The 14,592-nt window shown below is 55.5% G+C and carries 10 protein-coding genes; 5 read left to right on the plus strand and 5 right to left on the minus strand.

Features of this window, described 5'->3' with window-relative positions:
• Positions 1-173: 173 nt before the first annotated feature.
• A complete protein-coding gene (locus CA54_RS04450) occupies positions 174-2,522 on the minus strand; it encodes an arylsulfatase (protein WP_146372269.1) in 2,349 nt (782 codons plus the stop codon).
• Between the two features lie 809 nt (positions 2,523-3,331).
• Between CA54_RS04450 and CA54_RS04455 the strand changes: the two genes are divergently transcribed.
• Positions 3,332-4,672 (plus strand): hemolysin family protein, encoded by a 1,341-nt coding sequence (locus CA54_RS04455; protein ID WP_146369645.1) that lies wholly within the window; start codon positions 3,332-3,334, stop codon positions 4,670-4,672.
• Between the two features lie 48 nt (positions 4,673-4,720).
• On the opposite strand, the gene CA54_RS04460 is transcribed toward CA54_RS04455, so the two are convergent.
• From CA54_RS04460 to CA54_RS04475, 4 genes are all read right to left on the minus strand, one after another.
• Positions 4,721-5,197, minus strand: coding sequence for a DinB family protein (locus CA54_RS04460; protein ID WP_146369646.1), 477 nt, complete (start codon positions 5,195-5,197; stop codon positions 4,721-4,723).
• Positions 5,198-5,260: 63 nt separating this feature from the next.
• Positions 5,261-5,476: a DUF1653 domain-containing protein gene (locus tag CA54_RS04465; protein ID WP_146369647.1), complete on the minus strand. Its 216-nt coding sequence runs from the start codon at positions 5,474-5,476 to the stop codon at positions 5,261-5,263.
• Positions 5,473-6,165, minus strand: a complete 693-nt coding sequence (locus CA54_RS04470; RefSeq protein ID WP_146369648.1) for a DUF2293 domain-containing protein — start codon at positions 6,163-6,165, stop codon at positions 5,473-5,475. Before CA54_RS04470 ends, CA54_RS04465 begins: the two co-directional genes overlap by 4 nt.
• 32 nt (positions 6,166-6,197) lie before the next feature.
• Positions 6,198-6,497, minus strand: coding sequence for a hypothetical protein (locus CA54_RS04475; protein ID WP_146369649.1), 300 nt, complete (start codon positions 6,495-6,497; stop codon positions 6,198-6,200).
• A 283-nt stretch (positions 6,498-6,780) separates the two neighbouring features.
• Here CA54_RS04475 and CA54_RS29150 point away from each other — a divergent pair, with 283 nt between their 5' ends.
• The 4 genes from CA54_RS29150 to CA54_RS04495 all read left to right on the plus strand — a co-directional run bounded on the left by CA54_RS29150 (position 6,781) and on the right by CA54_RS04495 (position 14,333).
• The gene (locus CA54_RS29150) at positions 6,781-10,542 is read left to right on the plus strand and encodes a PSD1 and planctomycete cytochrome C domain-containing protein (protein ID WP_197532199.1); all 3,762 of its coding nucleotides are present in this window, start codon (positions 6,781-6,783) and stop codon (positions 10,540-10,542) included.
• An 8-nt stretch (positions 10,543-10,550) separates the two neighbouring features.
• On the plus strand, positions 10,551-11,966 hold the full coding sequence (locus tag CA54_RS04485) for a DUF1501 domain-containing protein (protein WP_146369650.1): 1,416 nt from the start codon (positions 10,551-10,553) through the stop codon (positions 11,964-11,966).
• A gap of 117 nt (positions 11,967-12,083) precedes the next feature.
• Complete coding sequence (locus CA54_RS04490; RefSeq protein WP_146369651.1) at positions 12,084-13,316, plus strand: sialidase family protein; 1,233 nt, start codon at positions 12,084-12,086, stop codon at positions 13,314-13,316.
• A 147-nt stretch (positions 13,317-13,463) separates the two neighbouring features.
• Positions 13,464-14,333, plus strand: coding sequence for an ankyrin repeat domain-containing protein (locus CA54_RS04495; RefSeq protein ID WP_146369652.1), 870 nt, complete (start codon positions 13,464-13,466; stop codon positions 14,331-14,333).
• Positions 14,334-14,592: the final 259 nt, after the last annotated feature.

Here is a 14,592-nt window from a genome sequence, read left to right on the forward strand (position 1 = left end):
TGCTGATCAGTGAGAACATCATTTGCTGTTCAGCGATATTGAACCAGTTGTCATGTTTGATAATCAAGAATTCCCAAGCGGCATAGCGCCGGCCATGCCGTTTTCGGTTATCAGTCCGGATCGACCGATGCAGTCGTATTGGGCCGAATTTTCTACTTGAGGACCTCGTCGGTCTAACGTTTTTTTAAATTCACTTTGACACTCTGAATACTGCCGTTGAACTCAAACGGTCTTCGGTCAAAATAGTCGAGCGAAACCGTTGATCCGAGGTCTGCGCCAACATCGAAGGATTCGCTGGCGCTGAATGCGACTGGGACTGTGCGTTTGAGTTCAACCTGGCCGACTTGCTTCTTGTCCACAAAAAAAGTGACGGTTCCCGATTGTCCAGGCCCAGTGATATCGGTGACGACCTTAATCTTGTGCTGACCGGCGGGGATCGGTTCGGCGCTGCGGGCCGTGTATTGCTCGATGATCAGCATATTGTACAAGTAGACGAGGCGGCCTTGGTCCATATAGAGCGTGAGGCCACCGCCGGAACCGCCCAGTGCATACAGCACACCGCTGGCATTCTTGGGAATGTCGAGGTCGATCTCGACGGTGTTGCTTTCTCGTCCCAATCCGGGCGCGGTGAACTCAGGCATGCGCCGCGTATTGGCATTGAATGTCCAGCTCGTGTAGGGCGTGGTGATGCGATCTTCGGGATGCAAACGCAGCCAGTTGCCGGCGCCGATCGGGAAATCCTTGTTGTCGTTGGCGAGCAAAAGGAATTCTTTTTTCAACTCCGCAAGTTTTTCCGGCATGCTTTGAGCAAGATTGTTCGCCTGTGAAAAATCCTGCGTGACATTGTAAAGTTCCCACTCGTCGGTGGCAGAATCCCATTTTGCGACGCGGGGGACCGATGCGGGTGTGTTCCACGGGATGAACGGGCCGAACGCACATGCGATCCAACCATCTTTGTAGATGGCGCGGCTGCCATTGTTGTCGAAGAATTGGACATTCTTGCGCGGTTTGGCTTGCGCATCGGTAAATGTATAGGCGAAGCTTGTTCCGTCGATGGGTATCTGTTTTTGGCCGTTGACGACTTTGGGTGGCGTGATGCCCAAGATTTCGTAGAGGGTCGGTGCCACATCGATGACGTGGCTAAACTGATTCCGGATGGTTTTGTCTGGAGGAATGCCTTTAGGCCAGGAGATGATCATCGGGTTACGAGTGCCGCCGAAATGCGAAGCCACGAGCTTGGTCGCCTGAAACGGAGTGCTTCCAGCCCAGGCCCATCCCGCGTGATACATATTGTCGGTCTTGGATGAACCGAGGACCTCGAGGCCGCCCAGAGTTTCTAACGCAGCAAGCTGCTGCTCAACAGTGTTCGGGATGTTATTTTGCGCGAGCAATTCACTGATGGAACCTTGCTGGCCTTCGGAGCTGGATCCGTTGTCGCCGTAGATAAAAATGATGAGTGTGTTTTCACGGAGGCCGCGCTCTTCAAGGCCTGTGATCAACTTGCCGACTTGTGCATCGGTGTGTTCAGCAAATCCCGCGAACAGTTCCATACCGCGGCGTTGGAAGGCAAGTTGGTCTGGCGGAATATCCGCCCAAGCTTGCATCGTTTCGGGGCGGGGCGTGAGCTGCGTGCCGGGGGGAATGATGCCCATTTCAAGCTGACGTTTATGAACGCGTTCCCGATAGGCATCCCAGCCGTCATCGAACTTGCCTTTGTATTTGTCCGCCCACTCGGGAAAGATGTGATGCGGTCCGTGGACGGCCCCTGGCGCCCAATACATTAGAAACGGCTTGTCGGGTGCATAGGCCTGGTGTTCGTCGATCCAGGCGAGCGATTTTTGCACCATGTCTTGGGTGAGATGATAGGTGGGGTCGTCGTGCGGAGGCTCGACGGCATCGTAGTTTTCTACAAGGCGCGGCTCGTATTGCGAAGTCTCCCCGGCGAGAAAGCCGTAGAAATGCTCAAATCCGTAGCCATTCGGCCAGCGGTCCTTGGGACCGATCGCGGTCGTTTCGGTGGCGGGGGTATTGTGCCACTTGCCAAAAGCTGAGGTGTGATAGCCGTAGTTTTTCAGCACTTCAGCAATGGTCGCAGCCGTCTTGGGGATCACGCCGGTGTAGCCGTCAAAGGCAATGGCGCGTTCTGCGATGGTACCGGTCCCGACGCGTGTATGATTGCGTCCCGTCAGAAGCGAAGCCCGCGTCGGGGAACAGATTGAAGTCGTGTGAAACGCATTGTAGCGAATACCTTCGTTGGCGAGCTTGGTCATCGTCGGCGTGTGAACCTCGCCGCCGAAGGTCTCGGAGATACCAAAGCCTACATCGTCGATCAGTACGATCAAAATATTGGGGGAATCGGCGGGAAGTCGTTGTGGATCCTGGGGCCACTTCATGGTGGAATCTTGAAGTCGCGGTTTGGCCACGCTTTGATTCATTTGAGTTGGCGGAAACGGCAGGACGGAACCATCCCCATTTTGAGCCTGCGCTGCTCTGGAAAAAGTCAAGCAGAGAACGCAGCACATAAGCGGCACAAGCCGTAGCGTCCGTCGGTTGCGTTCTAGGTCCAACACGTTGCCCACGCCCGTGTGAAACACAAGATTCATTACTACTTTTCCTGTAGCTGTTTAATTGCGACCAATAACTCGGTCCTGAATGAACCGCTTGATTGTCTCAATCAGGTCCCAGTCGAAGACCATTCCAAGCGCAGGCGCACTCATAATGGCAACGTAGTTAGAAGTGCTAATCGACCAGAAAGAAATGAAACTTCGACCGCGCCGAGGTTTGGAATCGTAAACACTATGATCGCTAAGAATGTGATCGCCGCAGCACTGAGAACTGCTGTGACACAACGCCTAGCAGTGAATTTCGATGAAATTCGAATCGTCAATCAGCCAGGGGAATATTATACAGTGGAAATGTGTCCAATACACGTCGAAAGGAATTCTAGCCGCCGATTAAAGGCGAGTGATGGAAAAAATTTGCGTTGACCAGGATAACGACGTCGGAAATTTGTTTTCGCTAAGTCTGTGCTCTCAGGCCAGCCCATCATTGAACATTTTCCGGATTCCCCTTCTGTTCCAAGACCTTGAGGAACCTCACACTATTAGGCGGAAATGATGCTGATTCCAGGTTTTCGATAGTCCGAGGTTTGTGGCAAATTCAATCTGGACTGATGAGACGCACTGCCTCTCCGTGTCGCGAATCTGGCGTCTCTTCTTTCTAGAGCGGGGTGCTGTCTACAATTCCCCTCAAGATCGGTACCAAGCTCGAATTTGATCGAAGCAACGACCAGTAGCAGTCAGACGCAACATTGCTGACGAAGGAGAACGGGATGTGGGGGGTGGAATTGATCATCGTGCTGTGCATGATTGCGGTCAATGGAATCTTTGCAGGCTATGAAATTGCGCTGGCCTCCGTCTCTTTGTCGCGCTTGCAGGTCTTACTGCAGGAGAAACGCGCGGGGGCGAAATCTGCATTCTACATGAAGGAGAACATGGAATCGAGTTTGGCGACGGTCCAGTTGGGCATTACGCTCGTTGGAGCCATTGCTGCAGCGACAGGCGGCGCGGGGGCTTCCGAGAAATTCGCCCCGTACCTGCGCGAAACGTTTCAGATATCGGTCGGAGCTGCGGAATTTTGGGCGATCACGGCGGTGGTTGTGCCGTTGACCGTCGCCACGATCATCTTTGGCGAGTTGATTCCCAAAGTCTTTGCCATCCGCAACAAAGAGTGGGTCTGCTTGCGGATGTCGAATGCGATCAAGTGGTTTTCTTGGAGCGTGTGGCCGGTCGTACGGTTTTTGGAGATGGCGGTCAATTGGTTGATGAAGCTGGGGCAACGGCATTGGCAAACCAGGATCGACGATCAGGTTAGTACGGAGTCTCCTGAACTCCAAGAACTGCATGCGAGCGCCACGTTAGCCCGCTGGTCTCGCCAAATCGGTGCCCAGGAGGAGAAAATCATTCATGGGGCAACTGCATTGTCCCAACGTCTAGTTCAAGACATCATGCTCCCGGCCAGCAGTATTAGTATGCTCGACGTCAATGCGTCGATCAGTGACTGTTTGGTCGCCGCCCATCTCGACATGCACACTCGGTTTCCCGTGACGGAACGAACCGACGACCCGCAGGCGATCATCGGTTACGTCAATTTCAAGGATATTGTTGCGCATATGAGGTTGTCGCCGCATGACCGATCATTGCGGGCTATTGTGCGGACCATCACCAGTTTTGAGGAAACCACTCCCGCCTCCTCCTGTTTGGAAACGGTGATCAAAGAACACCGACACATTGCGCTGGTTCGTGACGATGCCATGCATGTCGTGGGCATGGTCACATTAGAGGATATGATCGAGGAACTCGTGGGTGAGATTGAGGACGAATACGATCGGCTTCCCGCTCATGTTGTCCCCACAGGCAGCGGGTGGATAGTCGGTGGCGGCATCACCCTCAACCATCTTGCGGAGTTGTCCAAAATCGACTTGGCCAACGATTTGCCGCAGCAGGGGGCACGCAGCCTGAATGAATGGATCATTGGACATCTTGGCCGAGCGGTTCAGGGAGGCGAGACACTCGAACGGGGACAGGTGCGCGTGGTCGTTCGCAAAGTCCGTCGGCAGAAAGTCCTGGAAGCTCAAATAGAAGGCAGCCCGGCAATCAGTGTGGAAGCTTGAAGCAAGAGCGAGTTAGTGCAGACGCTCAGTACTGTGGTTGAAGTGATTTCAAGCCTGCCAAGCGCCCAATGCCTGGCGAATCACAACCAATTGGCCCAAGTGGTAGGCGTTGTGATCAGCCACCAACAGGGCCTCACGCAAAATCGTTTGCCCACTGCCATGAGGAATCACAGCAAACAGGTCCGTCGCCGGATTAGAGACGAGGTCCACCATCTCCTGCAAATCGGATTTGAAGCTTGCCACGGTCTCGTGCCACGCTGCTGAGTCTGGCGGTGCATCACCGTCGGGCCAGTATCCTACGGGGAAATCGGGAGAGACGTGATCGGGATTGCGTGAAAATTCTAGAATGTCCCATTGAGCAATCCGCATATGCTCCAGCAGTCGCCAGGGAGTATGGGAGACACCTTGAATTATGGCACCGCGGAGTTCAGCGGGTAAATCGGCAATCGCTTTGTCAAAGTGCAAGTGCCCACCGCCGCCATTGAGCAGGTAGATGGCGTGGTCTCGGAGTGCTTGGTCGGACATCGGGACGTTTCCATTCGAAATAATTCAGGGCTTTAAAATCGGAGAGCAAGATTCACGGGCCGGTTACGGTTCGTCGATGCCCACAAACGCAAAACGGGAGACCTGTTCCCCAGCGACTTCAACGGTCTCCAAAAACATCGCCTTGGGGCGGACCCAAAGTCCGTGTTCGCCGTAATCCTGCCGGTATACGACCAACTCTTCTTCGGTTTCGCTATGTTTGGCAACTCCGATGACGATGTAGTCGTTGCCTTTGTAGTGTCGGTAACGTCCTGTTTTCATGGTGTTTTCTCTCCGGGTGTGATTTCTGCCAAAGCTCGCTGTAGCGGACAATCCTCTGAGATGAACTCGCCGCGCCGATAATGACTCAAGATGCCTTTAGAATGTTGGGCGAGCATGCGGCGCACTTCACGTCGTTTGCCTTTGACACGTGGTATCGGCATGGAGTCGTAGGCGGTGGTTTGGTGCCGCATCCAAGCAATGACGGCTGCTTCGGCCCGTTGTTCTACGGGAATTCGCTTTGTGCGAGCCACCGTGCCGCTTCCCACCGGTGTGGCGTGTTGGGTAATCGCCCGCGCCATCCGCTGCGCTAGCTCGGCGTGATTGGAATGGAAGTCGAGGAAGGCGACAACGGCTTCGAAGAATTCATCGACATATTCCGTTTGCGTTTTCTCGCGGCGGCGAGCGCTTGCCAATTTTCGTTTGGCATACGCCTCTGTGGATCGCTCCGCTTCGAGATCCGCACGTATTTGCTCAATCGTGTCCGCCGGAGCCCAGACGCCGCGAGAGAAAACTTTTCGCCCTTTCTTCTCTTGCACGACCCAATGCTCCCCAGCAGTCTTCACGCGACGGGTCAAAGCCGCATCACCGGGCAAAAGTAATGCCCAGCCTGCGGGAACCGTCAGGACATTCCCATCCGCAGATCTCACGGTGTTTTCCCTGGGACCGGGTAAAAACGTATTGTCGGTCATTTCTTTTTAGGTTTCCTGGCAAACATGCGCTGTTAGTCGTCCCTGCCGACTCTGCCATCGTAATCGGTAAATATAGATTTCACATGCCCCACTAAAACCTCGACCAACGCAGCATCAGAGGTGAGCGGTGTGGTTGAGTCCAGCTCACCCTTGCGAGCCGCCAAAATAATCGCCGCCAAAACATGCTCAACATCGACCGGCAAGTTCGTCGGTTCTTCGAGCTGAATTGCCAGATCGAATAGCAAATCAGCCAACCCCGGATCTACGGTCGCCTGTCCCGCCGCATCCAGGAAAATGCCGGGGACAATGGGTTGGTTATCGCTGTGGGGCATATGGAATTCACTTCCAGAGGAACACGGACTCACTTGAAATCAGATCATTAGGACCTTGCCGTTATATTTGATCCACTGAGAATGGTGAGTATCTTCTTGCTGAATCGACTCTGCAAGTCGTGTTCATAGAACGGATTGTGATTAAAAAAAGAGGGCCGACAGTTTTGCGTCGTCGGGCCGCGTTGACGGTGAATCTTCTTTGCTGGGATGTTATGCTGAATCCCACACAACACGTGGTACCATTCATGGAATAGCAGTTCACACGGGACGCAGAACGACAACCATGAAATCCTCAATTTGGCTGATCGCGATTTTGCTGTTGAGTCTGCTTCCAACCAGCAGCCGCGCGGATGAAAACGACGACGTCTTTGAAGCGAAGATTCGACCGGTCCTGGTCGGCTCGTGCTTGCGTTGCCACAATGATACGAAGACGTCGGGGGGGCTCCGCGTCGATTCGTTGGAGGCGCTCCTCGAAGGGGGCGACTCCGGTCCTGCGATCGTGCCGGGCAATCCAGACGAGAGCCTGCTCATCCAAGCGATTCAGCGGCAGGCGGATGTCTATGCAATGCCACCCGATAAGGACAATGCACTGCGTCCCGATCAAGTTGCGGCGTTTGTCGCGTGGGTCAATGCGGGAGCCGTCTGGCCTGCGAATACCGCGAAATTTGAAGTCGCGACACACTGGTCGTTCCAGCCGATCCGTGATCCCCAACCGCCGCTTGTACATGACAAAGCGTGGGTAAAAACCAGTCTCGATGCATTCATCCGCGCAAAGCAGGAAGCGGCGGGAGTTCACCCCGCGCCGGTCGCTGACAAACGGACGCTGATTCGCCGAGCGACTTTCGATCTCACGGGACTGCCGCCGACGCCGGCAGAGGTTACGGCATTTGAGAAAGATGCTTCTTCACAGGCTTTTGAAAAAGTCGTCGATCGATTGCTCAAGTCTCCCACTTATGGAGAACGCTGGGGACGGCACTGGCTCGATGTGGTCCGCTACGCCGACACAGCAGGCGAGACGGCAGATTACCCGGTGCCGCTGGCTTGGCGGTATCGCAACTACGTTATCGATGCGTTCAACAACGACAAGCCCTATGACGAATTCCTGCGTGAACAAATTGCGGGGGATATTCTAGCCGAGCAAGGTCCGCGCGAGCGTTATGCCGAGCGGGCGACAGCGACCGGATTTCTTGCGATCTCGCGACGGTTCGGCTTCGACTCGGAAAATTATCACCACCTGACCATTCAAGACACGATCGACACACTGGGACAATCGGTGCTCGGTTTGAGTCTCGGTTGTGCCCGCTGTCACGACCATAAGTTTGACCCGTTGTCGATGCGGGACTACTACGGCCTGTACGGCATCTTCGACAGCAGCCGCTATGCGTTCCCTGGGTCTGAGCAAAAAAAACAAGTCCGGGCCATGCTGCCATTGATACCAGTGCAAGAGTCACGGGACAAATGGCTTGAATTCGATGCACGTGTGGCGTCGATAGCAGCCAGTCTAGAACAACAAAATCAACAGGCCCCGACCGCAATCCTGCGATCCCTGCACGACATTGACGGCGACTTCGAGATGCAGGCGGCTGCGGCGGGCGGCAGTAATGGCGTGCTTGTTCCGCCCTGGCTGTTTGCAGGACAAATTTCCGTTACGAATACGGCACAAAGCCCGTTTAAGAATCTCTATCCGCGCGGCAAAGTGGGCATCAGCATCCCCGCCGCGGCAGGTGAGTATCGGGTCGCTCAAGCACTCTACCCGCGCCGTTCCGCGGACAACTGTGACGTGCTCTACGTGAACCTCGACTTTCGTGCAGCCGCGTCTGATGGCAACGTCACGGAGCCGCATCGTTTCTGGATCGGAAGCATGCCGGCTTCACCTGCCATCGAAGTCCTCATCTCACCAGAATCCCTGGCTTTGCAGATCGGAGAGACGCTTGAAACCATTGGCCCCCTGAAGCCGAATGAATGGCACAATCTGCAACTGGCTCTCGATTTGAAGCACCGTACCGTGTCAGGCAGCCTCGGCACGCCGGAAAGTATCACCAAGTTCTCAGGCAAGCCGTTCTCGCTCGGGTGGTCCGGTGCCATCGACTTGGTCGTGCTGGACGCCCGCAGCCATACGGGCACAACACTTGCGGCCATTGAATATGACAATCTCGGAATCTACGACTCACCCATCGCGCGCGTTTCGCTCGAGCCGCCGACACGCGCCGCAGGGACCAATGAACTGGATTACGCCGCTCTGACGCAAGAACTAGCGGAGCTGACTGGCTTCGACGGCGACTTTGAATTGCAGACCAAAGACCACCCCCTTGCCAGCCCTTGGGAACCGGGACCAAATAGTGTCGTCGAAGCGTTGCACAGCTCGCAAAGCCCATTCCGCAACACCTTCCCTCCAGGCGAACTAGGCATCCACATGCCGAATCGGGCAGAGTACGACGGTTTTGGACGCAAGATCAGCAATGCGACGCCCAACGATCAGGGGCAACTCTTCGTCAGCTTTGATTTTCGTTGTGCGAACATGGACGCCGGAGGCAACGGTTCATGGCGTTACTATCTCGGCCACGGCCCCGGTAACTCGGCGGCGGTTGAATTATTCTTCAACGGCACTACATTTTTTCGTTCCAGCGCCAAAGCTCACAAAGTCGTCGGCCCGTTGGTTGTGGGCGCATGGTATCAGGTCCAACTTACACTAAACTTGAATACCAAGACCTATGCCGGCCTGCTCACGTCCCGCGCGGGTCAGGTGGAGTTCTCGGGCAAATTGTCGGCCACCTGGGACGGGACGATCGATTACACGTTTATCGACAGCTACGGCCACATCGGCGGTGTGCGGCCTGCCCTCGACGCTGACAATATTGTGGTCTCCGCAACCGGATTGCCCACGTTTGAAGCGGATCCAGTTGAAGCGGCGGATACTGACCGCGAAACACGGCGTGCCAGGATCAAGGTGATTGGCCAACAACTCGAGTCGTTTCACCCTGGTGAGGAAATCAATAAGCTACTTGCAGAGGGGCCGTTTGCGATGGCCTACGGCATGGCTGAAGGGACGCCGCATAATGCGCGGATTCAACTCCGCGGCGAGCCGGATCAACCCGGCAACGAAGTCCCGCGCGGTTTCATCAAAGTACTTGGCGGCGGTCTGCTAGAAGCAGAGACACCGGGGAGCGGGCGGCTGGAACTCGCCCAGTGGCTGACGCGCGTCGACAATCCGTTGACTGCGCGCGTGATGGTCAATCGCATCTGGCAGTACCACTTTGGCCGTGGACTTGTCAAAACGCCTAACGACTTCGGAGTCCGAGGAATTCTCCCGACGCACCCCGACTTGCTCGATCATTTGGCGACACAATTTACGCGCGGCGGCTGGTCGGTAAAGTCACTGCACCGGTTGATCATGCTGAGCGCGACGTATCAACAAGCCTCAGTCGTAACGACGGCGCAAACACAACCGCCAACCACAGCAGCCATAAGTGATCTTTACGTTCGCTTTTCGCGACGGCGACTCAGTGCTGAGGAAATTCGTGACGCGATTCTCGCGGTCAGTGGCGAGCTTGATACGACACCCGCGCGCGAACATTCGTTTCCGGCGCCGACCAGTTGGGGCTTTTCGCAACACGGCCCGTTCAGCGCAGTTTATGACCACAACAAACGTAGCGTCTACCTGATGACGCAACGTCTTAAACGGCATCCGTTCCTGGCACTGTTCGACGGTGCTGACCCGAATGCATCGACTGCTGAACGACTCGGGACGACGGTGCCGACACAGGCGTTGTTCTTTCTCAACGATCCGTTTGTCCACAAGAAAGCCGAAAAGTGGGCGACTCATTTGCAAGCGGCCAGCGCCGATGAAACAGAAGTGATCGAACGGGCTTGGTCCCGCGCCGTTGGCCGTTTACCGACCGAGACGGAACGCCACGAAGCAACCGAGTTCCTCGCGGCCTATCGCGCTGAACTCAGTGCGGCAAAAATGGACAACATCGAAACCCGCTCGCTGGCTGCCTACTTGCGCACGTTGATCGGCAGCAATGAATTTCTGCATGTGGATTGAGTGATCTCATGAAAGACAAACTCGCATCAGAACTAACTCGCCGCGGCATGCTGCGCTCCATCGTCGGCGGCTCGACGCTGCTGCCGGGAATCGTATCACAACTGCTGGCCGCCGACGGCGCCATGACGGTTCCGCCCGATCCCCTACAACCCAAGCCAACGCATTTCCCACCGAAAGCGAAGCAAGTTATCTTTCTGTATATGAGCGGCGGCGTCTCTCATGTGGACTCCTGGGATCCGAAGCCGAAGTTATTTGCCGATGCGGGAAAAACAGTTCCGATCAATGAATTTCAAGGCCGCAAAGGGGACTACAACATGTTCCTCAAGCGTCCGCAGTGGGATTTCGCTCCGCACGGAGAATGCGGCACGGAGGTCAGCGGATTGTTCCCACACATGGCCGAATGTGTTGACGACTTGTGCGTCATCCGCTCGATGAAGTCGGACCATACGAACCACTATGAGGCGACGCTCGGCATTCACACTGGCTCGTTTACGTTTGCGCGGCCTAGCATTGGTTCGTGGGTTAGCTATGGCCTGGGAACACTGAATCGCAATTTACCGTCGTTCATCGCCATCGCGCCAAAATCACCCTATGCGGGGGGCCAAGTCTGGGGGAGCGACTTTCTGCCGGGGGCACATCAGGGAACGCTCGTTGTCCCTGGACGCGAGCCGGTTGCCAACATCCAGCGCCGCGCCGCAAGCAACCGTTTACAGGAACTGGAACTCCGAGCAATGGAAAAACTCAACCGGCGGCATCTCACGCCGCGGGGTGATGACCCATTGCTCACGGCGCGAATGAAGTCATTCGAAACCGCCTTCGGTATGCAGTCCGAGATGCCGGGCGTATTTGATCTCTCCAAGGAATCCGATGAGACGTTGGATCTCTACGGGTTACAGCGTGGCAGTACACAGGGCTTCGCCTGGCAATGTCTTGTCGCCCGCAGGCTCGTCGAACGTGGCGTCCGGTTTGTGGAACTGATCGATGTTGGTTCGTCGAATAACTGGGACGCGCACGGCGACATGCTCACCCACGCCCCACTGGCCAAGAATGTTGACCAGCCCATCGCCGGTTTGTTACGCGATTTGAAACGGCGAGGCATGCTGGAAGAGACACTTGTCGTTTGGACGACTGAGTTCGGCCGCACGCCGTTTAACGCCGCTGCCGGTGCCGCTGGTCGCGAGCATCATCATTGGGCTTTCTCATCCTGGCTTGCTGGCGCCGGGGTGAAACCGGGCATCACCTATGGGGAATCGGATGAATACGGCATCAATACCAGCGAGAATCCGGTCCACGTTCACGACTTCCACGCGACGATCCTGCACCTCATGGGCTTGGACCACGAACGTCTCACCTACCGACACACCGGCCGTGACTACCGTCTGACCGACGTGCATGGAAACGTGGTGCAGGAAATCCTTGCGTGAACGGAATCCGAATTCCCTCACCACAAATAACAACAAGAAATCGCACCACTGCTCTTCGCTGTTGCGTTACACCTTCAGTCTCTTGCGTTCAGTGCAAAAACAACAGGACCTTCTGCTATGATCAATCACCTCGATCGTCGTCAGTTTCTCGCCGCTGGAGCAGTCATGCTCAGTCGTCCGGCTTTGGCCCAGTCCAGCAACGAACTGGTCCGCTCTATTTCGACAGAGACATTGTGGCGCAATCGAGATGGTCAGTCGGTCACGTGGTTTCATCCCCGCGCATGTCGGCTGCCGGACCAGGACGGCGTCCCGATGGCGTTGATGACGTTACAAGAGATCGGTGGGTCCGATTATTTTGGACCGGTCCATTGGTCGACTTCCAAGGATCTCGGCAAGGTCTGGACCAAGCCGCAACCGATTCCCGCACTAGGCCGCGTTCCGGTCCCCGATCATGAGGGACTCCAGGCGGGCGTTTGTGACGTGGTTCCTCAGTATCATGAACAAACCAAATCGGTCCTGGCGATGGGGCACGTTGTTTTCTACCGGGGTCCACGTTTCGCCCGCGGCGACCAGTTGGCAAGGTATCCCGTCTACACCGTGAGAAAACAGGACGGATCGTGGTCAGAGCGGAAACGATTAGAGTGGGATAATCCGCGCGGCTCGTTTATCTATACCAACAATTGCGGCCAACGCGTGATCCTGCCCGATGGCGACATTTTGCTCGCGTTGACATTCGGCGACAAACCGACACATCGCTCGGTGGCCGGCGTCCGCTGCGGATTCGACGGTGAAACGCTACGTATTAAACAGGTCGGACCGGCGCTGACGCATCCCCACAAGCGTGGTCTGCTAGAGCCGTCGCTCACACGTTTTGCCCAACGCTTTTATCTGACGATGCGCGCCGAAGATGATCGCGGTTATGTGAGTGTCAGCGACGACGGTCTGAACTGGAACGACAAAACCCCTTGGGCCTGGGATGATGGAACGCCGCTGACCATGTCAACCACGCAACAACATTGGCTTACGCATTCAGATGGGTTGTGCCTCGTCTACACGCGGAAAGATGCGTCCAACCGTAACGTCATCCGCTGGCGTTCGCCGTTGTTTATGGCGCAGGTTGATCCAAAGACGTTGCAACTGATCCGAACCACGGAACGTGTCGTGCTGCCGCTGGCGGGAGACGGCGTGAATGATCCCGACCACGTGGCCTTGATGGGCAACTTCAACGTCACCAATGCCAGCCCGGAAGAATCGTGGGTCACAGCCGGCGAATGGATGCCGCGCGACAAAGCCCGTGGCGACGTGCTACTCTCACGAATTCGTTGGGCCAAGCCAAACCGGTTGATTTAATGCAGAGTGATGTTGGTATGCTGTTGTGATGGGCCGACGATCATCTGACCTGCTCCCAGAATTGCATGAAAGCCTCAACCGTCCATCGATGGGACAGGAGACAGATAATTACGAAATGGCGGACGCGGAGACAAACTGGAATCGAACATGAAGCAAGAACACGCTGATTCCTTTCTCAAGATGTTTAGGAACGGCGACCTCGATCAAGCCAAGGCATTAGTCCATCGCCACCCCGAGCTTGCCAGCCATAAAAGTGGCGTCGGGTATCCATTGCTACACGCATTCGTCAATGGCAATGGTGGCCATAGTTTCAAGCGCGCACACTTGCTCATCGCTGACTTGTTGATTCCCGCCCGGGTCCGCGACTTCCGCGATGCAGTACTTAAGGATCGGATCGATGAGGTCCGCAATCAACTTCTTGCAGATCCGCATCTGGCGAGTGCCGAATTCACTGCTGGTCGTGGAATAGCCCAGGCAATTCACTACTGGCGGTCTGTAGTTGTTGGGAAGCTACTCTTGGACGCAGGCGCGAATATCGATGTATTGACGACTGTACATGAGACTCCGCTCGTATTGCAGTTGAGATTCGGCACGGTAGAGGGCGTACGATTTCTGCTGGATAGGGGCGGTGACCCAAATCGAGGTTCACTCAAACACATGCCCAGCGACACGATGAGCGAGCGAATTGAACTGCTTCTCGATCATGATTGGAACATCAACGAAAGACCTGATACACGAACGTTGCTGCATCACGATGCCAACCACGGACACGGAGCACGGGTTCGGAAGCTGCTGAGCTACGGAGCGAACCCGAACATCAAAGACGCTGCTGGTCGAACGGCGCTACATTTGATCTCCGCGAGAGGCGTCGGAGGGGAGACAATCCGTGCATTGGTCAAGGCCGGCGCGGACTTGAACGCACGAGATAACGAAGATATTACACCGCTTGTTCTCGCACGATCGGCAAAACGCCAAGCAGCGACAAAGAAACTCATCGCCCTGGGAGCGGAAGTCTAAAACTCTGAGCATGCTATTGGGGTATAACTTGGGCCAGCGGCCTCTCTTGTCTCAGTGCCTTTCATCAACGCATGCCACGTGCACCCCCTTCGACAACCGACTGGATTTCCACCAGGACTCGCCGTCCAGGTTTATTAGACTCGCCGGCTTTCCAACGGATTGTGACACAATCCATGTTTGTGTGATCCGTGGCAGGGGACTATCGTCACTTGCTATTCACAGCGAACGAAGCTTTTGAGAACTGATTTTATAACTTAGG

Origin of the sequence: Symmachiella macrocystis (genome assembly GCF_007860075.1) — a bacterium.
GTDB lineage: Bacteria > Planctomycetota > Planctomycetia > Planctomycetales > Planctomycetaceae > Symmachiella > Symmachiella macrocystis.